24 protein-coding genes are annotated in these 21,125 nt (G+C 65.2%); 8 read left to right on the forward strand and 16 right to left on the reverse strand.

Annotated elements, in window-relative coordinates:
* The first annotated feature begins 18 nt into the window (after window positions 1-18).
* Window positions 19-909, forward strand: coding sequence for a ferredoxin:protochlorophyllide reductase (ATP-dependent) iron-sulfur ATP-binding protein (bchL, locus tag SynRS9909_RS09520; RefSeq protein ID WP_038001202.1), 891 nt, complete (start codon window positions 19-21; stop codon window positions 907-909).
* A 2-nt stretch (window positions 910-911) separates the two neighbouring features.
* On the opposite strand, the gene SynRS9909_RS09525 is transcribed toward bchL, so the two are convergent.
* The 3 genes from SynRS9909_RS09525 to psaM all read right to left on the reverse strand — a co-directional run bounded on the left by SynRS9909_RS09525 (window position 912) and on the right by psaM (window position 2,571).
* Window positions 912-1,919: a protochlorophyllide reductase gene (locus SynRS9909_RS09525; RefSeq protein ID WP_050752501.1), complete on the reverse strand. Its 1,008-nt coding sequence runs from the start codon at window positions 1,917-1,919 to the stop codon at window positions 912-914.
* 91 nt (window positions 1,920-2,010) lie between these two features.
* Entirely contained in the window at window positions 2,011-2,397 is a 387-nt protein-coding gene (locus tag SynRS9909_RS09530) for a hypothetical protein (protein ID WP_007101960.1), read from the reverse strand.
* 69 nt (window positions 2,398-2,466) lie between these two features.
* Entirely contained in the window at window positions 2,467-2,571 is a 105-nt protein-coding gene (gene psaM, locus SynRS9909_RS09535; protein WP_007101959.1) for a photosystem I reaction center subunit XII, read from the reverse strand.
* 81 nt (window positions 2,572-2,652) lie between these two features.
* On the opposite strand from psaM, the gene SynRS9909_RS09540 reads away from it, so the two are divergent.
* Window positions 2,653-3,126, forward strand: a complete 474-nt coding sequence (locus SynRS9909_RS09540; RefSeq protein ID WP_007101958.1) for a CRR6 family NdhI maturation factor — start codon at window positions 2,653-2,655, stop codon at window positions 3,124-3,126.
* Here the strand turns inward: SynRS9909_RS09540 and SynRS9909_RS09545 are convergent.
* On the reverse strand, window positions 3,114-3,887 hold the full coding sequence (locus tag SynRS9909_RS09545; protein ID WP_007101957.1) for a TSUP family transporter: 774 nt from the start codon (window positions 3,885-3,887) through the stop codon (window positions 3,114-3,116). The two genes, SynRS9909_RS09540 and SynRS9909_RS09545, sit on opposite strands and share 13 nt — an antisense overlap.
* Window positions 3,888-3,978: 91 nt before the next feature.
* Here SynRS9909_RS09545 and SynRS9909_RS09550 point away from each other — a divergent pair, with 91 nt between their 5' ends.
* Window positions 3,979-4,650, forward strand: coding sequence for a lipoate--protein ligase family protein (locus SynRS9909_RS09550; RefSeq protein ID WP_240307761.1), 672 nt, complete (start codon window positions 3,979-3,981; stop codon window positions 4,648-4,650).
* Here SynRS9909_RS09550 and SynRS9909_RS09555 read toward each other — a convergent pair.
* Complete coding sequence (locus tag SynRS9909_RS09555) at window positions 4,623-5,912, reverse strand: site-2 protease family protein (protein ID WP_007101955.1); 1,290 nt, start codon at window positions 5,910-5,912, stop codon at window positions 4,623-4,625. The genes SynRS9909_RS09550 and SynRS9909_RS09555 overlap by 28 nt on opposite strands.
* A gap of 64 nt (window positions 5,913-5,976) precedes the next feature.
* Between SynRS9909_RS09555 and SynRS9909_RS09560 the strand changes: the two genes are divergently transcribed.
* Both SynRS9909_RS09560 and SynRS9909_RS09565 read left to right on the forward strand, forming a co-directional pair.
* Window positions 5,977-6,651 (forward strand): phosphoribosylanthranilate isomerase, encoded by a 675-nt coding sequence (locus tag SynRS9909_RS09560; RefSeq protein WP_007101954.1) that lies wholly within the window; start codon window positions 5,977-5,979, stop codon window positions 6,649-6,651.
* A 26-nt stretch (window positions 6,652-6,677) separates the two neighbouring features.
* Window positions 6,678-7,190, forward strand: a complete 513-nt coding sequence (locus SynRS9909_RS09565; protein WP_007101953.1) for a hypothetical protein — start codon at window positions 6,678-6,680, stop codon at window positions 7,188-7,190.
* A gap of 5 nt (window positions 7,191-7,195) precedes the next feature.
* Here SynRS9909_RS09565 and folE read toward each other — a convergent pair whose 3' ends face one another.
* The 6 genes from folE to SynRS9909_RS09595 all read right to left on the reverse strand — a co-directional run bounded on the left by folE (window position 7,196) and on the right by SynRS9909_RS09595 (window position 12,523).
* Complete coding sequence (gene folE, locus SynRS9909_RS09570; protein ID WP_007101952.1) at window positions 7,196-7,942, reverse strand: GTP cyclohydrolase I; 747 nt, start codon at window positions 7,940-7,942, stop codon at window positions 7,196-7,198.
* Window positions 7,943-7,954: 12 nt separating this feature from the next.
* Window positions 7,955-8,662 (reverse strand): SDR family oxidoreductase, encoded by a 708-nt coding sequence (locus SynRS9909_RS09575; RefSeq protein WP_007101951.1) that lies wholly within the window; start codon window positions 8,660-8,662, stop codon window positions 7,955-7,957.
* Window positions 8,663-8,686: 24 nt separating this feature from the next.
* Window positions 8,687-9,679, reverse strand: a complete 993-nt coding sequence (locus SynRS9909_RS09580; protein ID WP_007101950.1) for an acetyl-CoA carboxylase carboxyltransferase subunit alpha — start codon at window positions 9,677-9,679, stop codon at window positions 8,687-8,689.
* A gap of 20 nt (window positions 9,680-9,699) precedes the next feature.
* The gene (locus SynRS9909_RS09585; protein ID WP_007101949.1) at window positions 9,700-10,740 is read right to left on the reverse strand and encodes a long-chain acyl-[acyl-carrier-protein] reductase; all 1,041 of its coding nucleotides are present in this window, start codon (window positions 10,738-10,740) and stop codon (window positions 9,700-9,702) included.
* Between the two features lie 143 nt (window positions 10,741-10,883).
* Window positions 10,884-11,615, reverse strand: coding sequence for an aldehyde oxygenase (deformylating) (locus SynRS9909_RS09590; RefSeq protein WP_007101948.1), 732 nt, complete (start codon window positions 11,613-11,615; stop codon window positions 10,884-10,886).
* Between the two features lie 74 nt (window positions 11,616-11,689).
* A complete protein-coding gene (locus tag SynRS9909_RS09595) occupies window positions 11,690-12,523 on the reverse strand; it encodes a creatininase family protein (protein WP_007101947.1) in 834 nt (277 codons plus the stop codon).
* 69 nt (window positions 12,524-12,592) lie between these two features.
* Here SynRS9909_RS09595 and SynRS9909_RS09600 point away from each other — a divergent pair, with 69 nt between their 5' ends.
* The 3 genes from SynRS9909_RS09600 to pgeF are packed head-to-tail and all read left to right on the forward strand — an operon-like array spanning window position 12,593 to window position 15,601.
* Entirely contained in the window at window positions 12,593-13,891 is a 1,299-nt protein-coding gene (locus tag SynRS9909_RS09600) for a S1 RNA-binding domain-containing protein (protein WP_007101946.1), read from the forward strand.
* Window positions 13,888-14,802 carry a Tab2/Atab2 family RNA-binding protein gene (locus tag SynRS9909_RS09605; RefSeq protein WP_007101945.1) on the forward strand — a complete coding sequence of 305 codons (915 nt, stop codon included), beginning with the start codon at window positions 13,888-13,890 and terminating at the stop codon, window positions 14,800-14,802. Before SynRS9909_RS09600 ends, SynRS9909_RS09605 begins: the two co-directional genes overlap by 4 nt.
* A 10-nt stretch (window positions 14,803-14,812) precedes the next feature.
* Complete coding sequence (gene pgeF / locus SynRS9909_RS09610; RefSeq protein ID WP_007101944.1) at window positions 14,813-15,601, forward strand: peptidoglycan editing factor PgeF; 789 nt, start codon at window positions 14,813-14,815, stop codon at window positions 15,599-15,601.
* Window positions 15,602-15,605: 4 nt separating this feature from the next.
* Here the strand turns inward: pgeF and SynRS9909_RS09615 are convergent, their stop codons facing one another.
* Genes SynRS9909_RS09615 through ilvB form a run of 5 tightly spaced genes read right to left on the reverse strand, consistent with a single transcriptional unit; the run spans window position 15,606 to window position 21,075 of the window.
* On the reverse strand, window positions 15,606-17,279 hold the full coding sequence (locus SynRS9909_RS09615; protein WP_007101943.1) for an NAD(P)/FAD-dependent oxidoreductase: 1,674 nt from the start codon (window positions 17,277-17,279) through the stop codon (window positions 15,606-15,608).
* A 30-nt stretch (window positions 17,280-17,309) separates the two neighbouring features.
* Window positions 17,310-18,572: a histidine kinase gene (locus SynRS9909_RS09620; RefSeq protein WP_038001200.1), complete on the reverse strand. Its 1,263-nt coding sequence runs from the start codon at window positions 18,570-18,572 to the stop codon at window positions 17,310-17,312.
* 29 nt (window positions 18,573-18,601) lie between these two features.
* On the reverse strand, window positions 18,602-18,862 hold the full coding sequence (locus SynRS9909_RS09625) for a GIVxVP protein (protein ID WP_007101941.1): 261 nt from the start codon (window positions 18,860-18,862) through the stop codon (window positions 18,602-18,604).
* On the reverse strand, window positions 18,863-19,222 hold the full coding sequence (locus tag SynRS9909_RS09630; RefSeq protein WP_007101940.1) for a hypothetical protein: 360 nt from the start codon (window positions 19,220-19,222) through the stop codon (window positions 18,863-18,865).
* The gene (gene ilvB, locus SynRS9909_RS09635) at window positions 19,222-21,075 is read right to left on the reverse strand and encodes a biosynthetic-type acetolactate synthase large subunit (RefSeq protein WP_038001199.1); all 1,854 of its coding nucleotides are present in this window, start codon (window positions 21,073-21,075) and stop codon (window positions 19,222-19,224) included. Before ilvB ends, SynRS9909_RS09630 begins: the two co-directional genes overlap by 1 nt.
* Between the last annotated feature and the right edge of the window lie 50 nt (window positions 21,076-21,125).

Consider the following 21,125-nt stretch of genomic DNA (forward strand, 5'->3'; position numbering starts at 1 on the left):
CTCAGGAGACCATTCACCATGACATCAACACTGAAACGCCCGACCGACGGTGAAGGCAGTGTCCAAGTGCACCAGGAGGCCGGCCTCCAGATCGAGGAGGGAGCCCTGGTGATTGCCGTTTACGGCAAGGGCGGCATCGGCAAGAGCACCACCAGCTCCAACCTCTCGGCCGCCTTCTCCAAGCTAGGCAAGCGGGTGCTGCAGATCGGCTGCGACCCGAAACACGACAGCACCTTCACGCTGACGCACCGCATGGTGCCCACCGTGATCGACATCCTCGAAGAGGTGGACTTCCACAGCGAAGAACTGCGTCCTGAGGATTTCGTCTTTCCTGGCTACAACGGCGTCCAATGTGTGGAAAGCGGTGGCCCCCCTGCCGGCACGGGCTGCGGCGGCTACGTCACCGGTCAAACGGTGAAGCTCCTGAAGGAGCACCACCTGCTTGAAGACACCGATGTGGTGATCTTTGACGTGCTCGGTGATGTGGTGTGCGGCGGCTTTGCAGCGCCGCTGCAGCATGCCAACTACTGCCTGATCGTCACCGCCAATGACTTCGATTCCATCTTCGCGATGAACCGCATCGTGGCGGCGATCCAGGCCAAAGCGAAAAACTACAAGGTGCGGCTTGGCGGTGTGGTGGCCAACCGCTCGGCCGACACCGATCAGATCGATCGCTTCAACAGCCGCACAGGCTTGCGCACGATGGCCCATTTCCGCGATGTGGATGCGATCCGCCGCTCACGCCTGAAGAAATGCACGATTTTCGAAATGGACGACGACGAGCCAGGCGTTAAAGACGTCCGCAATGAATACCTGCGCCTGGCCCAGACCCTGCTCGATAGCGTTGAGCCCCTCGAGGCTTCGCCACTGAAGGACCGGGAGATTTTTGATCTGCTGGGCTTCGACTGAGATCAGGCCTCGGCCGCTACCCCCACCAACTGCATCGACAGGTCCCAGACCCGTTGCGCCGTGCGTGGGTCTGTGGCTTTGTCAGACAACTCCTGACTGAACTGACGACCATCCTTCTTCTGCCGATTGCCCCAGCTCCAGTGCACTCCAGAGGTGCCGAAGTCTGGATCGGCAACGACCTGGGCCACCCGCTCCCCGGCCAGGGCCTGGGTCACATAGCCGCCGGTGATGTTTTTCTGGAACCAGGGGAAGATGGTCTGAAACGCCTTTGGTGTGTCGCGAAACAGGGGTGTATCAGCCACGCAGCCGGGGTAGAGCGAGCTGAACACGATTCCGGTCGGCTCATGCAGGCGCCGATGCAGCTCCTGGCTGGTGATCATGTTGCACAGCTTGCTGTCTTTGTAGGCCTTGCCAGGCTTGAAGGGCTTGCCGCTGGCCATGCTGATCGGAGCCTGGAACCCCTGCTCGAAGCCCGACAGATCGCCGAGATCGGCCGGCGCCGGGATGGGAATCTTGCCGCCCAGCTCCTTGGAATTGGCGGTGACCGTGCCGAGGATCACCACCCGACGTGACGGGTGACTGGACGCCTGGAGTGTGGGCATCAGCAACTGAATCAGGAGAAAATGGCCGAAATGATTCGTGGCCATCGAGATCTCATAGCCCTGGGGTGAGCGCTCCGGCTCCTTGAGGCGGGGTTTGTAGACGGCGGCGTTGCAGACCAGGGCGTCGAGTTCACCAGGGAGGGAGCCGATCAGGGCCTCTACGCCGGCCCGCACACTGTCGAGATCGCCCAGATCGATGCGCAGATGGTGCAGCTGTGCGGAGGGAAGCCCCAGAGACTCCGCGGCCTGAGCGGCCCGCACCGGGTCGCGGTTGGCGGTCACCACACGCCAGCCCCGATCGACCAGGGCCTTGGCGGCATTCAAGCCCACACCGGATGTGGTTCCCGTGATCAGCACCGTTCCCGGAGTGGCGGTGGAGGCAGCTGAAGAAGCAGGAGAAGCAGCCATCAGGGCGGGCCGAGAATGTTCAGAGGGCCAAGGTAAACGTGCCTCGCCTGGCCGAAGCCCCTGGAAAGATCACACCGCAACACTTGGCGACTCAGCGCCAGATCACCCGTAGACGGTTGGGTTCAATCCACTGATCCTGCTCATCCATCAAGCGCTGGTCACCACCGAGGGTGAACAGGCGATCGAAGCGCTGCTGGAGGTGGCGCAGCTTGCCGGTTTCCACGTCAACAACAGCCGCCAGTTCGCTATGTCGATCCAGTCGCTGTTGATAGGCCATGGACAGATTGACCAAGCTGACCACGCCCAGAGCGACCAGACCGAACTTGACGGTGAGCGCCAGAGCACTGCAAAGCAATTCCCGACGCTCCGTCTCGAGTTGCAGTTCAGAAGCCAGGGCGGCGGCGGCGTGGGGTCGACGCTGGGAGACCTCGCGACCTTCACGCCGCTGACGGGACGACTGAGCCAAGGATGACGCCATCAGGTCGTTCGCGCGGATGCTCGCTTCTAACGCAGCCCGTGGGACCTGCCAAGAGGCCCGATCCCGGGATCAGGCGCGGTAGAGGCTGACGCAGAGACGCACAGCGAGCACGCCGGCATGGGCCGCCACCACCAGAGCGATCAGCACTTCAGCTTGGGTGAGGGAGCTGGCCATGACGTCAAGAGAAAACCACCACCATTCTTCTCCCAACTCCAACGCAGACGCCATCATTCGCAAAGGCCTGTCACACCGCCCATGTCTGTTCTGGTCTCGCAGGACGCCATCCGCCTCCTGGATCTCACGCCCCTGCAGGACTGGCTCCACTCCCCCCTCAGTGAGCGCCTGGCCGCTGGACCGGTGCTGGAGTTGCGTTACGACTGGCCCCGCAACGGGGACGATCCGCGCGAAGTGAGCGAATGCCCGGAACCGCGACTCTGGGCCCTGCGGGCCGATGGTCGCTGCCCCTGGCTACCGCTGCTGCTGGAGCGTCAGGGGGGCTCCCTGGTGCAGCATGTGGCCATGCTGGTGCCCCACAGCTTCAGCCGTGGTGAAGGACTGCGCTTCGACCCCCAGGCCCTCGAACTCTGGATCACCCACCGCCTGATCCTGCTCGACACGCTCGCCAGATCGGAAGGCGCATCCCAGCGCGGCAACCTCACCTTGATGGCCCAGAGCCTCGGCTATGAACTCGATCCAGGCTTCTGGCAGCTGCTGGATCAGGCGCCCTGATGCAGGGCGAGCATCACGGCCCGGCGACCGCTGTCGATCGCCAGCAACAGGGAGAGCCCTCGGAGCATCCAGGCCAGGCGGACACCGCCCACCCGATCGAGCCGGGAGGCCGTCCACTGGGCCGCCACAGCCGCCACCGCCCCCAATGCGAGGCCCAGCACAGGCACGCCCCGAGCTTCTCCCAGAAACTGGAGGGACGCCGCACTGGAGGAACAGGCCACGGCCAAGGTGCTGAAGCGGATCGCCAGATGAATGGGCACCGCCAGCCCGCGCACCATCAGGGGCACCATCACCAGGCCGCCACCCAGACCCAACAGCCCCCCGGCCAGTCCCGCCACCCCGCCAACGGCCGCCAGGGGGGCCAAGGGCAGCGGGCGAGCGTCAACCTCCTCCGAAGCCGCGGCATCCGCCTGGATCGTGAGCGCGAGCATCAGATACAACAGGGCCTGGAGACCGAGCAGATGCCAATCCGCCGCAAAGCGGCCGAGCCGGCTGAACACCAGGGCTGCCAGAAACGCCGCCAGACCGATGGCGAGCCCGGGCCGCAGCGGCAGGCGCCGGCGGCGCACATGGGAGAGCGTGCCCCCGAGGGCCGTGGGAACGATTGCGAAGGTGCTGGTGGCCAGAGCCTGATGCGGCGCCAGCCCCATCCAGAGCAATAACGGAGCGAAGATCAAACCGCCGCCGATTCCCAGCAACCCCGCCAGGGCACCGGCCAGCAGGCCCAGGGGCACCACCACCAGTAGATCCCCGAGCTCCATGCATGCCAAGACAACGTCCGCATCCTGCCGCTCCAGCCACCCCAGGGAAGGCTGGCGACTGCCATTCCTGGAGTTGGAAGGGCCCGAGCAGATGGCCCTGGATCGGTGGTTGCTGGAGCGCAGCCTGCAGCGACCCGACAGCGGCCCCGTGCTGCGCTTCTACGGCTGGCGCGGCCCCTGGCTGTCGGTGGGACGTCACCAGGGCCGCCTGCCGGAGCACTGGCAAGCGATGGCCGCCGCCGGCTCCGTGTCCCTGGTGCGACGCCCGAGTGGCGGTGGCGCGGTGCTCCATGCCGGCGGGCTCACCTACGCCCTGATCTGGCCCCAGGCGCCTCGTCGCCGACGCCAGGCCTACGGCCAGACTGCAGCCTGGCTGATGGACGGTTTCCGCCGACTCGGGTACCAGCTCCGGTGCGGCAAGCAAGCGGCTGAGGCCGGAGCCAGCGATTGTTTCGCCACGGCCAGCCCGGCGGATCTGGTGGACACGCTGGGGCAGAAGCGCATCGGCAGCGCCCAGTACTGGCGCCACGGCCATCTGCTCCAGCACGGTGAAATCCTGATTGAACCACCGCCGCAACTCTGGACGGAACTGTTCGGCGGTCCAGCACCGGCCCCGCTGCCAGGGCTGAGCCGCAAGCAACTGATCCAGGCCCTGCAAACGAGCCTGGAAGAACGCTGGGCTCCTCTGCGCTGGATCGACAAGACCCTGACCCTGGACGAGGGGGAGCTGACCCCTTACCGATTGGAGGCGCGGCCCACCTGAACGGTGCCATCGTCATCGAGCAGCCCCGAAGCACGCATCGCCTCCACCGCCTGAACAAGGGGAAGGCCGAAGGGGTAGGTATTCTGCCGCCGGGCCGCCTGCAGCAGCGGCGGTGGCAATCGCAAGGCCATGGCCTTGAGCACGGCCTCTCCCAGATCACTGCGGTCGAGGGTGCCACTGGGTAGCCCGGCCCGATTGATCACCAAGAGACGGCCCTGCGGGCTGGATTCCAGCGCCGGAACCGCCTGCCAGAGCGGTGCCGTCTCGGCAATGGAAGGAAGCTCGGTCAAGGGCTGGAGGTGATCCGCCAGGCGCTGGCGGTCCCATTGCTGCACAGGGAGATCCCTGAGGGGCGCATCGGTGACATACCCCACCCATCGACCATCACGCGTCACCAGCACCCAGTCGCCGAGTGGATCGGCTCCGTCGCTGTCATCCGCGCCAGCCAGTCGTAGCTGGGACAGGCGGCGCAGGGGCTGATCGGCTTCGAGCACCCGAAACCGACGGCTGGCCGCCTCGGCCACGCTGACGCGGCGCAGCACCTGCTGCAGCGCCAGGATCTGGCTCTGGCTACGGGAGGCACCGAGACCGAACCAGCCCAGCATCACGAGCCAGAGGGCACCGATGCCACCACCACGCAGAAACAGCCAGGCTCCGAGCACGATCGCGAACAGAGACAGAAAACGGCCCGTGGCGGAGGCCACCTGGATCCCCTTGCGCTGGCTCCCTGTCCATTGCCACACCAGAGCCTTGAGGATCAATCCCCCATCCAGGGGGAGTCCGGGCAGAAGATTGAACAGGGCGAGCACCAGGTTGAGCGCTCCCAACTGGCCCACCAGGTTGCCGAGCAGGGGGCTGAAGTGACTGGCCTGATGCATGGACGACAGGAACAGCCCAGCCAGCACAAGGCTGACCAACGGACCAGCGGCAGCCACCCGCAGGGCCCCCATCGGCGTGGGACACTCCCGTTCCACGCTGGCGACACCGCCCAGCAGAAACAGGGTGATGCTGCGCACCTTCACCCCTTCCTGCAGCGCCACAAGGGAATGGCCCAGTTCGTGCAGCAACACGGACGCGAACAGGAGCAGGGCCGTGAACAACCCCAGCACCCAGCTGAGCCAGGGACCACTTGCCTGAGCGGCGGGCAGCGAGGCGACCTGATTCTGGAACGCGAGCGTGGCCAGCATCAGAATCACGAACCAACTGGGATGCACCCGCAGGGGAATGCCCCTGATCCGCATCAGCTCCCAGCCCTGACCCACGCGTCAACCTCCACCGGGCTGTGCAGTATCCCGGAATGACTTCATCCTAGAAACAGTTCCTTCGATGTCCCGATCGCCCCTCGCCCTCAAGATCTGCGGACTGACGGATCCGGCTCAGGCCCTGGCGATCGCCGCCCTCGGCGTTGATGCCATCGGTGTGATCGGCGTTCCTGGCTCCCCCCGCTATCTGCCCGAGAGGGAACGTCGCGAGCTGTTTTCGGCTCTGCAGCGGCACCATCCCGCCGTGCTGCGGGTGTGGGTGGTGGCGGATCTCGAGGATCGGGCCATCGCGGCCGGGCTGAGCGGCCCAGGCCGCCCGACGGTGGTGCAGCTGCATGGATCGGAGACCCCGGAGCGGTGCCTCTGGCTGAGGCGACACCACCCGACGCTGCAGTGGTGGAAAGCGCTGCGCATCCGGCAACCCGCCGACCTGGATCGGCTGATCCTCTATGCCGATGCCGTCGATGGCTTGCTGCTGGATGCCTGGAGCCCGGACCAATTGGGAGGCACCGGCCATCGCCTCGATCTCCACTGGCTCGACACCCTTCAGGACCGCCTGCCAGCTGGCATGCCGTGGTGGCTGGCCGGCGGCATCAGCGCCGAATGGGTTCCGGAACTGCGCCAGCGGGTGCAGCCCCATGGCCTCGATGCCTCCAGTCGCCTGGAAACGGCGCCCGGGGTGAAAGACCTGCAACGGGTCAAGCACCTGATCGATGCCATCCGCCCTGGAGCGGGATAGGTTGAGCGCTTCGATTCAGCATTCGGATGGGTTCTGCCCCGCTTCGCCTCGCCCCCCTCGGTGTGGCTTCCCTGCTGCTGGTGACCCAGGCGATTGCGGGCCGCAGCCAGGGCATGTTGGCCGGATGCCGCCTGGTGAACGGCAGTCTCCAATGCGTCCCGGGCCTCACAACGAGCCCGCAGCAGCAGATTCAGATCCTGGACGGGGAGATCAGCCAGGATCAACAGGAGGAAGGAGCGATCGAGCAAACGATCCAAAACCTGAAGCGTTTCGAACTGGTGGGGGAGGCCAGGCAAGGAGCGTTGATCCGCGCCCAGCTGATGCTTCAGGGAGACAACGTGCAGGAAGTGCACATTCACTGGTACCGGCGCCAGGGCGATGGCTCCTGGATCCTGGTGGATGACATCAGTGAGAGCACTTACCGCATCGGTCCTGATGATGCAGGCGCTTCAGTGATGGCGGTCCTCACCGTCCAAGCCGACAACGGAACGGTCCGACGCCTGCAGAGCAACGCCATCGGACCGGTGCCGGCGATCTGAAGAACTCAGGTGCTCAGAAGAGCTTCCTGCTGGCGAACGAGTTCAAAGAATTCCTGCTTCAGACTTGGATCGTGGCGGAAATCACCCCGCACCACCGAGTTGACCATGCTGGTTTGCGGTTCACGCACACCCCGCCACTTCATGCAGTAGTGCTGAGCTTTCACAATGATTCCGAGCCCCTGGGGTTCGCAAAGTCGCTCGATTTCATCAGCAAGGATCATCACCGCTTCCTCCTGAATGTGCGGGCGTGAGAACACCCAATCGGCCACACGCGTGAACTTGGAGAGTCCGATCACCCGACTGCCTGGCTTGATCCCAATCCAACAGTTGCCCATGATCGGCACCAGATGGTGAGAGCAGGCGGAGCGCACCGTAATCGGTCCGACCGTATAAATCTCATCCAGCTGTTTCACATTCGGAAAACTGGCAATCTTCGGCTGCTTGTGATAGCGACCCTTGAACACCTCGTGCAGATACATGCGAGCGACGCGCTCAGCGGTTTCCTCGGTGTTGTGATCATTCTCGATATCAATCACCAGAGCATGCAGCAGGTCGCGCACGCGGTCCGCCACTTCCCGCTCGAGCCCTTCCAGTTCCCCGTCGAGAATGTGATCAGCAATGTTGTCATTGGCCAGAAACGTGACGCCGGCAGATCTGAGTCGGGCACGAATGCGCTCAGACATCGACTGCGACAGCAAGGGAGCTGTCTCACGGCTGAGGCCGTTGGCTGAAGCAGGAAGCGTGGAAGTCATGAAAGCCGGTTATCAGAAAGCGCCAGTCGCTGGCATCAGTGTGAGGTCCTCGATCACCTGCGTGGCGGGTTGCTGGGCGAGGTGAAGAAGGGCTGCCGCCGCCTGCTCGAGAGGAAGCATGGCACGGCGGTCGAAATCGCTCTGCACCGTGGACGAGTCCCAGAGGGGGGAATCGACAGCACCGAGTGTGAGCGTGCAGGCCCGAATTCCATGCGGGCGCTCCTCCTCCGCCAAACATCGGGTGAAGCTAGCCAGTGCAGCCTTGGTGGTGCAGTACGCACCCCAGCCGGGAAAGGCATGGCGGGCGGCATGGCTGCTCACATTGATCACCAAACCTCCGGAGGGGCGCATCACGGGAACCACCGCGGCGCACATCTGGAAGACGCTGGTGAGGTTGAGCTGGAACAACCATTGCCAGCGTTCGAGAGGCATCGCGAGCAGATCACCGGTCCAGGCGGCACCGGCATTGTTGATCAGCACGGAGGGGCGCAAACCCTCACTCAACAGGGCGGCAACACCCTCGGCAATGGCCTCGGGATCGGCCAGATCAATCGCCCGATAGCGAACCTTTCGCCCGGATGCAGACAACTCGCTGGCGAGGGATTGGAGTGCCGCTTCACTGCGGGAGACAAGAAGCAGATCCCAACCCGCCTGGGCGAACTGTCTGGCGGCGGCGTGACCGATGCCTCGAGACGCTCCGGTGATCAGAACAGAGGGCAAGATGCCGTTGCAAGCCTCGATACCCTAGGCAGCGTGATCGTTCTCCGACGCGGCCCCTGTGGAGAGAACCCGCCCCATCGCTCTGAACTTGCGGTAGCGCTGCTCGCGCAACGCGTCGACTGAGAGCCCATCGAGTTCGCCCAGATGGCGCTCGATCGCCTCCTTCAGCACCTCACCGGCCTGAAGCGGGGCCCAATTGTTCCCACCAGCCGGTTCCGGAAGCACCTCATCCACCACCCCCAGCGTGCAGAGATCGGGGCCGGTGATGCGCAGGGCCGCTGCTGCCTCTGGCGCCTTGCCGGCATCGCGCCAGAGGATGGAGGCACAGGCCTCGGGGCTGGCCACCGTGTAGACGCTGTGTTCAAACATCAGCAAGCGATCGGCGACTCCGATGCCGAGCGCACCGCCGGATCCCCCCTCCCCGATCACCGTGGCGATGATCGGCACCCGCAAGCGGAACATCTCCCGCAGATTCACCGCAATCGCCTCTCCCTGCCCCTGTTCTTCGGCCAACAGTCCGGCGTAGGCACCGGGGGTATCGATGAAGCTGAGGATCGGCAATCCGAACCGATCGGCGTGATCCATCAGGCGCAAGGCCTTGCGGTAACCGCCCGGCGTGGCCATGCCGAAATTACGGGCCACATTTTCTTTGGTGTCGCGTCCTTTCTGATGGCCGAGCAGAAGCACCGCACGGTCTCCGATCCGACCCAGGCCGCCAATCAGGGCCTGGTCATCGCTGCCGCGACGGTCGCCATGGAGCTCAACCCAGTCATCGCAGAACATCTGGATGAAATCCAGAGTGCTTGGCCGGTGGGGGTGGCGGGCCACCTGGATTTTCTGTGCAGGGGTGAGATTGGAGAAGATCTCCTCACGGCGTCGCGCCGCCAAGGTTTCGAGCTGGAGCAGCTGCTGGCTCACATCCACCTCAGAATCCCTTGCAAGCTGACGGATCTGCTCGATCTGTTGCTCCAGTTCCACCAGGGGCTTCTCGAATTCGAGCAGGGGACGACGGGCCATGGCAGGTGGGGGAAAGGACTTCAGGCGGCGGCGACCTGAACAGGAGCGCTGAGGTTGAGGGTGGAGAAGCCATGCCGACGCGAAGCCTCACCAATGAAATCCATTTTCTCGAGGGTGATGTTGTTTCTTCCCCAACTGAAATTGGTGTGGCACGATTCAAATTCGAGCAACATCGCCTCCGCAAAGCAAGCAAACATCTGACGCTGCGGTTTCTCCATTTCCGCCAGCTCCATCATGTTCCAACCGATATCACTACCGAATTCAACGATGCCGCCCTTGAGCACATGCACGCCGGATCCGGCGATCCGGGCATTCAGGTTCTTGGGATAACCGCCGTCGATCATCAGGCAGGGTTGCCGCAGGCTGGCGGCATCGATTTCCAGCGTCCTGGGCATGCTGGCCACCCAGACGACCACATCCGCTTCGGGGACCGCTTCGTCGAGGGACAGGATGCGACCGCCACCCAACTCCTTCTGCAGGTCGAGCAGGGGCTGCTGCTGACGCGCCACGAGCAACAGCTCTGCCACGCCCGTGCGTTGAGACAGCCACCGGCAGACGGCGCTGCCGATGTCGCCGGTGGCACCCACCACAGCAACGCGAGCCTTGGAGAGATCGATGCCCAGGCGGGGAGCATTAATCTCAACTTGACGGCTGATCACCCAGGCCGTGTGGGTGTTGCCGGTGGTGAAACGCTCCCACTCCAGGGTGGTGCTGCGCACATGTTGATGCTGCAGCAAGTTGAAGTTCTCAAAAATGATCGAGGTGAAGCCACCGAGAGCCGTGATGTTGATGCCCTTTTTCTGAGCCAGTTCCATGGCGTTCAACACCTTGCGCCGTGCCGTCTTGAAGCGGCTGAGCATCTCAGGCACGAAACAGGAGTCGATGTAGGCCCCCGTGATGGTTCGGCCGGTGGGGCTGGTCACATCAAAGGTTTCCACCAACTGGGGCGGGGCACTGCACCACACATCCAGATCGCCATCAGCGATGTGATCGAACCCGAGCTCGAAAGCCTTCTGCCTGGCGGCTTCAAAGCTGGTGGAGTGTCCGATCAGACCAAACATGTCCCGCCGACGGTCAAAAGAGAAAGGAACCAGGGCCCCACCGAGCGGCGGACCGGTTGGCCATGCTCCCACGAAAGCATGTATCCGAAACTACGTGACAGTGCACGCAGCGGTTCCGGCAACGTGGGAGCTGGTGAAATGGATCAGACCGCGAGGGCAGCGGCGGCCATGCGAGCAATGTCACGGGAGCTGAAACCGATCTCGCAGAGGGCCTCCTGGTAAGCGATCAGGAAATCTTCGATCAGATCTTCCTTTTCCATCTGCAGCACGGCGGCGTCGGCTGCCACCTGCTCCAGCATCGAGCGGATCAGAGGCAGATTGGCCTTGTTGGCCTCCATCAGCTCATCCTTGCTGGCCTCAAAATTGGCCTTCAGCCATTCCTGGCCGTAATTGAGGTGGGTGTACTCATCCTTCACCACACCTTCAGTGATCTTGCGAGCGAAGGGATCCGCCACCGGGATGTAGATGTGATAGGCGGAAATGGCGAACGCTTCAATCAGCAGCGCCTGAATCAACAGGCAGGTCACCACCTTGCCCTCCTGGAGAGCTGCCTGGAAGTTCCCGTGCAGGGGGGCGAAGAATTCCTTAGCAAAGGGAAGGTCTGCCTCCACGCCGAGATTGCGGCCACAGGAGGTGAACCCCTTCATGTGCTTCATCTCCATGCGGGCGAGACGGGCCAGCTCATCCTTCTGCTCGGGGATCAGCGTGCCGAGGGCGATGTAGTTGTCGTGCGCTTCCTGCTCACCCTCGATCACGATCGCATTGATGCGGCTGTAGGCGTCCTTGTAAGCCTCGCTGGTGAAATCAGGCAGCCGGGAGCCTGAAGCCATCGAGTCTTCAAGAACGGCGACCTCAGACGTCTCAAGGGTCGGCATGGGTCTCACAGAACTAGCAATGGATCCGACTGTAACCAGCACATCCGCGGTTGGACTGCTGAAGCGTGGTGAGATCACCACCTCGGGACGGAGTCCGAGGCCTCAGGGCGGGGTGGCCAGTCACTCGCCAGCAGCCGTTCGAGGCGGTCGCACCAATGGTTCACCAGGGCAGTTTCCAGAGCTGCCCCCAGCAACCTGGACGCGCCTCGGCTGTCACCGATCACCCCGCTGTCACTGAGATCGCGGCTCATCCAGGCCCAGGGAGCATCGCCCTCCAGGCTCCAGCCAGCCGGTGGCGTCACAGCAGCGTCGACGCGCTGATGCTCCCCATCCACGGGGCGCTCCGAACCGACCAGATCCGGAGCCAACTGCAGCATCAGACTGGTTTCTGCCAGGCCGGCATGGAGACCGGTCTGCAATTCCGGAGCGGGGATCAGATCCCCGATGCCGTCGACACCAGCCCAGAGGAAGCAAGGCAGCACAGCCAGGGCCGGCCGGCTGGCCCGCAGGCTGCGGGCCGCCGTCTGCAGCAGGGCGATCTGCCCACCATGGGCATTCAGCAGCACCAGGCGTTGCACACCGGCATCGGCCAGCTGGCAGCCCACCTCTTCAACGAGACGCATCAACAGCTCTGCCGACAGGGAGAGGGTACCGGCGAAGCCGAGGTGCTCCGGGGAGAAACCGATCGGCTGCACCGGCAACGACCAGACCGGAAGCGCATCCGGCAGGCGTTCCAGCACCGCCGCGAGGATCCGCTCCGCGAACAGGGCATCGGTGGCCAGCGGCAATTGGGGGCCATGCTGTTCACAGGCACCGAAGGGCCAGACCAGCGTGGCCCCCTCCCGAAGCAAGCCGGTGCGCACCTCCGGCCAGGCGAGACGGTCCAGGCGCCGTTGCGGCTTAGGCATCGGACAGAAGGGGCGCAGGACACCCCACCCTGCCTGTCAGACTGACCAATCGACGACCCCCCAGGGCCCATGGCCGGATCCGGCAGTCCGCAGCCCAAGCAGCCGAAGCCAGCCGCTGCAGCGGCTGCGCCGCGCAAGCCCCAGCTGGTGATGCACATCAGCAAGAAGGAGGAGCAGGATCGCCTACGCCGCGAGGCGGAGGAGGCCAGGGCTGCAGCCGTCGCAGCCGAACAGCGAGCCCTGGAGCTCGAGCAGGCGGCCCAGGCGGCCGGTGTGGTGCCGGCAAGCGGGCCGAGCCGGCCCGTGGCACCGAGCCGGCCGGGCACCCCTGTCAACACGGACGAGAGCCGTTTCGACACCTCGGAGCTCGAGGGCCTGTCGATGGCGGATCTGCTCGGCCCTGCAGACCAGCAGAGACGTGCAGCAGGCGCGTCCCGGCAGGAGTCACCACGGGACGAATCAATCAGCCGCAGCGTCGACGATTTCGACTTCGATGAAGATGCCTTCCTCGCGGCACTCGATGCCAACGAACCGGTGGGAACCACCGGTGAAGTGGTCACCGGAACGGTGATCGGCCTCGAGAGCGACGGAGTGTATGTGGATATCGGCGGTAAAGCGCCGGGGTTCATGCCGAAGAGCGAGTGCGGTCTGGGGGTGATCACCAATCTCAAGGAGCGGTTCCCCAAGGGCCTGGAGGTGGAAGTGCTCGTAACACGCGAGCAGAACGCCGATGGCATGGTCACGATCAGCTGCCGCGCCCTCGCCCTGCGCAAGAGCTGGGACAAGGTGAAGGAGCTGGAGAAACAGGGCAAGGTGGTTCAGGTGACGATCAGCGGCTTCAACCGCGGCGGCGTCACCTGTGACCTGGAAGGCCTGCGCGGTTTCATTCCCCGGTCCCATCTGCAGGACGGGGAGAACCATGAAGCCCTGGTGGGCAAGACCCTGGGTGTGGCCTTCCTCGAGGTGAATGCGGAGACCCGGAAGCTTGTGCTGTCAGAAAAGCGGGCGGCCACGGCGGCCCGCTTCGCCGAACTGGAAGTGGGCCAGTTGGTGGAGGGCACGGTGGTGGCTGTGAAGCCCTACGGCTTCTTCGTCGATCTCGGCGGCATCAGTGGCCTGTTGCACCAGTCGATGATCACCGGCGGCAGCATGCGCTCACTTCGCGAAGTGTTTGATCAGGGTGATGCCGTCAAGGCCTTGATCACCGAGCTCGATCCCGGCCGCGGTCGGATCGCCCTGAACACCGCCCTGCTGGAAGGTCAACCCGGAGAGCTGTTGATCGAGAAGGACACCGTGATGGCGGAAGCCGCCGATCGGGCCAACAGGGCTCGTAACGTCCTCAGGCAGCAAGAACAATCTGCCGGATGATCACGGCCGAACCCGCCTCCAGCGATGGCAGCGCCGATTCCCGAATCAGCCGCCAGGCCGATTGGGAGCTCGACTTCTATTCCCGTCCGATCCTGGAGGCCGATGGCAAAAAACGCTGGGAGCTGCTGATCACGGGCAGTCCCGATCGTTCCGGCCGCCCCCCCTTCCGCTATGAGCGTCGCTGTCCAGCGGGAGAGGTGAATTCCACCTGGCTGGCCTCAGCCCTCCGGGACGCGCTAGATCTTGCCCAGAGTGAAGGATGGTCACCACCGCAACGGTTGCGTTGCTGGCGCAGTGCCATGCGCACCATGGTGCAGCGGGCCGGAACGGAGCTCGGCCTGGAAGTCCGCCCCAGTCGGCGCACCTATGCCCTGATCGACTGGCTGGCCCAGCGGGAACGGGAGGTCTACCCGACTGAGGAGGGCTTCATGGCCGGGCCTCTGGCACCCTCGCCAGCGCCGACCCCCACCCCCGCACTCCCCCTGCCGGAAGCGGTGCGCGGCGATGCCTGGAGCTGGGCCTCCCTGCCTCTCGGCAGCCTTCGGGATGCCGAAGACTGGCCCCTGGGCTTCCACGACCTGCTGCCGATCCCCAACGCTCTGGCAGCGGATCAGCCCGTGCCCGGGCTTCGCTTGTTCAGCCGCAGCCGCGCCCTCGCCCTGGCGGGTTGGCTCGGTGGCCTGGAACCCGTTCGCCTTCGGGTGGAGGGCTGCCAACTGGTGCTCGATGCCGGGCAGGACGACGCCTGGCTGGTGACGGACCTCGAGCCAGAGGCCGCCAACATCACACAGCGTGAGCTGGACGCGGCAAGGGAGCAGATCGGCGGTCTGCAATTCATCGCTGTGCAGACCACGCCGGAAACCCCTCGGTTTGAGGGGTTCTGGATGCTGCGGGATCAACCTGAACCATGACCGCAGAACCATGAGCGAGGTGTGCAGCGATCCGCTGGCCCAGCCCGACAGCCGCTTCAACCTGCTCCAGGGATGGACCTGGATCGGCTGCTATGGCGGCTACTACCTCAGCGCCGACCTGTTGCAGGAGCAGGGATTTGAGCATGGCTTCTTCACGCGCCGCTGGCAGGGACGGGACCCCGATGCCCTGGCGGCCTATGTTTCGGCCGGCGTCAGCGTGCATCGTCCGCAGCAGGTGCATGGCGCCCTGGTGTTGGAAGCCTCCGACGCCAAGGGACCACCCTGGCCTGCTGCCGACGGTCTGGTGAGTGATCGGGGAAGCCAGAGCCTCTGGGTCTGTGGCGCCGACTGCACCCCTGTGCTGATCGCCGATCCAGGCCATGGCCATGTGGCCGCCTGCCATGCCGGCTGGCGTGGGGTGGCCGCCGGCATCCTGCCCGAGGCCATCAGTCGACTGGAGCAACGGGGCGCCCGGCGGGAGCAGCTGGTGGTGGCCCTGGGCCCGGCCGTGAGCGGTCCCCGCTACCAGGTGGCCCTCGATGTCGCCCAGCAGGTGCTGGCCAGCGTGCCTGCGGATCACCAGGCCGGCATCGTGTCGGACGACCCGGAACCCGGGCGCTGTCGACTCGACATCCGCCAAGCCGCCACGGCCCAGTTGATCGGCGAGGGGCTGAACGCGCAACACATCAGTCGCTGCCCGCTCTGCACCGTCTGCGAACCGGACTTGTTCCACTCCTGGCGCCGGGATCAGGTGAAGGCGGTCCAATGGAGTGGCATCGTCTCCCAGGCCGCCAGCTGACCGCTCAACCCGACTCAGCCGCAAGAATCCGCAGCGCCACCGCTTCCGCAGCCCGGATGCCATCAATGGCTGCCGACAGGATGCCGCCGGCGTAACCAGCCCCCTCCCCCGCGGGTGTGAGCCCCAGGGTATTGATCGATTCGAAACTTGCATCGCGAGGCAGCCGCACGGGAGAGGAGGTGCGGGTCTCCACGCCGGTGAGCACGGCATCCGGATGGTCATACCCCTCCAGGCGCGCGGCGAACCGAGGGATGGCCTCCTGCAGAGCCTCGATCATCGGCGCCGGCAGGGCGCTGCGCAGATCAGCGGGCCTGGTTCCCGGTTGATACGACGATTCAATCGTGCCCAGACTGGTGGAGGGGCGATCAGCGAGGAAGTCGTCCAGGCGTTGCACAGGAGCGCTGTGATCGCCGCCGCCGAGGTGAAAAGCCCGCTCCTCGAGCGCGCGCTGAAACGCCACACCGGCGAGCGGATCGCCGGCATAGCGGGCGAAAGCGGTCAGGTCCTCCGCATCCACCGGCACCACCAGACCACTGTTGGCATTGCGCTCATTACGGGTGTGCTGACTCATGCCATTGGTCACCACCCGACCGGCCTCGCTGGTGGCTCCGACCACCAGGCCCCCGGGGCACATGCAGAAGCTGTAGACGCAACGTCCATTGCTGGCGTGGTGCACCAGCTTGTATTCCGCCGCCCCCAGCCGGGGATGGCCCGCCTGCGTGCCCCAGCGGGCCTGATCGATCAGGGGCTGGGGGTGTTCGATCCGCAGGCCGACGGCGAACGGCTTGGCGTCCATGGCCACGCCGATCCGATCCAGCATGTCGAAGGTGTCGCGCGCCGAGTGACCAGGGGCGAGCAGCAGCTGGCGGCAGGGAACGGTCGTGCCATCGGCCAGGCTCAGGCCCACCAGGTGCTGAACCCTGCCATCGGCCCGAGGCTCCGGCAGGGGCTCAAGCTGAAGCTCCTCCACCTTGGCCCCGAAGCGCACCTCACCCCCGAGCGCTTCCACCCTGGCTCGCAGCCCCCGCACGACGGTGGCGAGCTTGAAGGTGCCGATATGGGGCCGATGCACCGTGAGGATCTCGGGATTGGCCCCACACGCCACCAGCTCCTCCAGCACCTTGCGTCCGTAATGCTCCGGATCACTCACCTGGCTGTAGAGCTTGCCATCGGAGAAGGTGCCGGCCCCGCCCTCACCGAACTGCACGTTCGATTCCGGATTGAGAGGCGCCGTTCCCCTCCAGAACGCAAATGTGTCGGCGGTGCGTTGGCGCACCGGCTGGCCGCGCTCCAGCAGGAGAGGCCTGAACCCCATCTGGGCCAGCACCAGGGCAGCGAAGTAGCCGCAGGGTCCAGCCCCCACCACCACAGGGCGCTGCTCGATCCGATGCGGGAATCCAGCTGGCGCCTGTGCCACCGGGCGGTAAGTGGTTTCTGGCGCCAACCGGATGCGCTGATCACCGCGATGCCGGCGTCGCAGAGCACTCTCCCCACGCACCTCCACATCCACGCTGTAGATCAGCTGGATGCGGTCGCGACGACGCGCATCGATGCTGCGTTTCACGAGGCGGTGGCCAATCAATTGCTCCGCAGACACCCGCAACCGGCGCAGAATCGCCGCCTCCAGATCTTCGGGCCCGTGATCGAGGGGGAGCCGAACTTCGCTCAACCGCAGCACGGCCGTTGCCCGCCAGACCTCCAGAAAACCTTACTGAGCGGCGATGAGGCGAGTGAGAGCCTCCCCTGAAGGCGCCTGGGCAGGCCGAAGATCGAGGCCGCTGCTCACCCCCTCCAGGCGCACGGCCTGGCCAGCACGTCGGCGTGCAATCGCCTCGCAGAGCGGCAGGGGGGAAGCCTCAGGATCCATCCAGCCAAGGGGATCGCGGCTGCCTTCCGAGGACACTGGGGCGGGGGCCACCGAGGCCAGCGCCAGCAGACGGGCGGTGTCGTAACCGGCTCCGGCCAGCTGAGAGGGTTCCTGTCCGTAACGCTCCTGAAAGCGCCGGGCAAAGCTCTCCCAGCCAGGACCGACGGCGGGCCGGCGCAGGGCCAGCTGGGGCCAGGGCTGCTCCTTCAGCTCCGTGACCTGATCGGCAGAGAGCGGCCAGATCCAGGCGGGATCGGCCGGAGCGAAGGCGCCATCGCGCTGGGCACGGCGGAGCGCCTCGGCCAAGCGCCCCTGGGGAGGCGCTGCCATCACCAGGGCATCGGGCGCCAACCAGGCCAGATCCTGCGCCAGCAGGCGCAGGCGATCGGGATCAGCCGGGTCCACCTCCTGAACCAACGCATTGGTGTAAGAGAGCACCTGCCCCCCGTCACCTTGCACCAGGCTGATGAAGGGGGTGGCAGCATCCGCTTCGATGGTGCCCGGATCGCTCACCACCACCATCCGGGTCCAACCGCGACGGATGGCGTCCTGAGCGAGAGCCTGCAGATCGGTGTCGCGTGACGGCAGCAGGGGCGACAATCTGGTGCCGGATTCCAGCGCTTTGAGGCCCTGCAGTGAGGTTCCCCTCTGGAAGGGCAGCAGCACCCGGCTGTCGGTGGACTCCGCCAGCTGAGCGAAGGCACGCAGATCGGCAGCGAAAGGAGCCACCAGCAACGGGGGTGCCATGCCGGAGGGGAACGCTGAACCGGGATCGCTGTCCCAGGACAGCGTGCGCCAGTCGACCCTGACGGGCTGCAGGCCACAGGCCCGCACGGCCGCATCACCGAGCTGAAGACCCTGGAGGAAGGAGCCCCTGGCTCGAGCCGGCCCATCCACCAGCAGGATCGCCGCTGCAGACAGGGGCCGCTGACTGGCCGCAATCGCCTGACAGCCCAGCAGACTGGCCGTGATCAGAAGCAGCCGGGCGAAGGGCCAGCGTCGCCATGACATCGCCCGCAGGAATGGCACAGCCTTGGATCGCTCAGCCCCCGCGGAAGCGTGTTCAACACCGGAGTGGGTTGGAGCCTCCGATGAGGCAGCCATGGCGATGCATAGGGCAATGACACTGCAACTTAGGGAGCGGAATCCGATTCGTCCGGGATTGTGCTGGAATCCCCGGCATCGGAGTCGCGTTCGGATTCAGGCTCGGCCTCGGCTGCTGCCGGGAGCCACAACGCCGCCAGGCCAGCGAGCAGCAACATCACGCCCAGACCCAGCGCCAGGGAGCGATTCTCACCCGCAGCATCGGTCCAGACCGCCGTGCTCAGAAAAGCAGCACCCAGGAGCACACAGGGCACCATCACCACACCGGCAGCGACGCGATTGCGACCCATTCAGAGCTGGGCAGAGGCGCAGGTGTCACGCCCGAATCCGGCGGCAACCAGTCCCTGCGACAGATCCCTCCCCTGACCGAGTGGCGTCACCCTGGCGAGAAGGACGCCATCGTCGCTGCCTTCAGGGCGGAGGTTGACCCGACGCCGGCGGGGCAGTTCCTGCTTCAACCAGGCCAGGGCTTCAGCCTCGGAGCCAGGATCCACGGCGACGCAGGCCAGGCGCACCGTGTAGATGCGGTTGTGATCGCCCACCTGCAGCAGGGATGGCGTGCGCACCTGCAGCACCTCGGCCGCTGCGGCCTTGAAGGGAAGGCACAGCAGCATCAAAACCAGCACAGCGGCCCCGAACCAGCGACCCATCAGAGCGAGGCCCCGCAGGAGGGGCAGAAACGGTGCTCGTGGGCCGTGGTCGCCCCACAGGCGGCGCAGGAGCGGGTCGTGTCCATCGCCAGTTCGGGGTGGGCGGGCAGCCCCACCATCTGGGCATTGCTCTTGCCCGGCGGCACCATCGGATAGCAGTTCTCGCCCCGGCGGACGTGCACATCAATCAGCATCGGACCCGGTGCCTGGAGTGCAGCGCTCAGATCGCTCCGGAGGGACTCCCGATCACTGATCTTCACCCCGTCGACACCGAAGGATCGGGCCAGAGCAATGAAATCCGGCATGCCATTGAGCATGTCGGAAGCGGAATAACGCTCGTCGTAGAAACTTTCCTGCCACTGGCGCACCATGCCCTGCCAGTGGTTGTTCACAATCACCACCTTCACCGGCAGGCCATAGGCCGCCAGAGTTCCCAGCTCCTGAATGTTCATCAGGATGCTGGCGTCACCGGCAATACAGATCACCTGACGCTCCGGGCAGGCCATCTGGGCACCGATCGCTGCCGGCATGCCGAAGCCCATCGTGCCGAGACCTGAGCTGCTGATCCAGCCGCGGGGTCCGTTGCGCAGGTATTGCGCCGCCCACATCTGATGCTGGCCCACATCGGTGGTGACGATGGCGTCGTCGGAACATGCACGCACCGCCATCAGCACCTCCTGGGGATAGATCGCCCCTTCCGGCGAGGGCACCACCAGGGGATAGCGCTGCTTCCAGGCCTCGATGCGCTGCAACCAGGCGGCCGTTCTGGGCTCCTCGTGACGCTGCAGGCTCATCTCCACCATCCGGGCGAGGCTGAGGCCGAGATCACCCAGCACGGCCACATCCGCCTGCCGGTTCTTGCCGATTTCCGCCGGGTCGATTTCGAAGTGGATCACCCGCGCCCGGGGCGCAAAGGTGTCGAGCTTGCCGGTGACACGATCATCAAAACGGGCTCCCACCGCAATCAGCAGATCACATTCGGTGACAGCGAAATTGGCGTAGGCGGTGCCATGCATGCCCAGCATGCCCACCGACAATGGATCGTTCTCATCGAAGGCCCCCTTTCCCATCAGGGTGGTGGTGACCGGAATCTGGAACCGATCCGCGAGCACGCGCAGGCTGTCGTGGGCGCAGGCGGAAATCGCTCCACCCCCCACGTAGAGCAGTGGGCGGTTGGCCTGTTCGATCAGATCCAGAGCGGCAGCAATCGCGCCATCCTCCGGGGCTGCAGGCTGACGGAACCCGGCCGGGATCACCGAGCCGGGTTCCACGGGCACGTAATCGAATTCCTCCTGGCCCACATCCTTGGGAATGTCGATCAGGACCGGACCGGGGCGGCCGCTGGCGGCAATCAGGAAAGCCTGGGCGACGATCGCACCGAGATCCGCGGGATCACGCACCACCCAGGAGTGCTTCACGATCGGCAGCGTGATCCCGAAGATGTCGGTTTCCTGGAACGCATCGGTGCCAATCGCCGCCCGGGGCACCTGACCGGTGATCACCACCATCGGCACCGAGTCCATCTGGGCCGTTGCAATCCCGGTGACCAGATTGGTCGCCCCAGGCCCCGACGTGCCGAAGCACACACCGACCTTGCCGGTGGCGCGGGCGTAGGCATCGGCGGCGTGGGTGCCAGCCTGCTCATGTCGCACCAGAATGTGCTGAACCCAACCCTCCCGTTCGGCCACATGGAGGGCGTCGTAGATGGGCAGGATGGCGCCGCCGGGATACCCGAAAATCGTGTCGACCCCGTGGCGACGCAGGGCATCCATCAGCGCCTCAGCGCCGGTGATTCGGCGGTGACCGCCCTGATCGGATGCTCGGGAGACCGAGGGGGCGGAAGTCAGGGTCACTGCGGCATCAGACGGGTCTGACCCTCAAGATTAAGGGCCCAGCCGATCCG

The sequence above is a fragment of the Synechococcus sp. RS9909 genome, assembly GCF_014279595.1.
Lineage (GTDB): Bacteria > Cyanobacteriota > Cyanobacteriia > PCC-6307 > Cyanobiaceae > Synechococcus_C.